Origin of the sequence: Akkermansia sp. GGCC_0220, from assembly GCF_017566105.1 — a bacterium.
GTDB lineage: Bacteria > Verrucomicrobiota > Verrucomicrobiia > Verrucomicrobiales > Akkermansiaceae > Akkermansia > Akkermansia massiliensis.
In genome coordinates, this window is the sequence record NZ_JABFCI010000077.1 from 1 (window position 1) to 249 (window position 249).

A 249-nucleotide genomic window follows, 5' to 3' on the forward strand; every position below is an offset into this window, starting at 1 on the left:
GTGTTAACCAACAGTTAAGGCTTAGTCAATCCGAACTTAAAAATGCCAGTGCAGGTATACAGGCTTTTGGAAAGGACAGCGAAAGACTTGCAAGTGTACAGAAAACTCTGGCACAGCAGGTAGAACTACAATCCAAAAAAGTTGACATATATAAGCAATCCATAGATAAAACCAATCAGACTATGCAGAATAATATAAGAATTCGTGATGAACTTAAGCCAAAATTGAGTGAAGCAACTGCAAGTCTTG

At 37.8% G+C, this 249-nt stretch carries 1 protein-coding gene; it reads left to right on the forward strand.

Features of this window, described 5'->3' with window-relative positions; translation table 11 throughout:
- Window positions 1-249: hypothetical protein (locus HJW02_RS13050; RefSeq protein WP_208050685.1), on the forward strand; the 249-nt coding region annotated here is incomplete at both ends.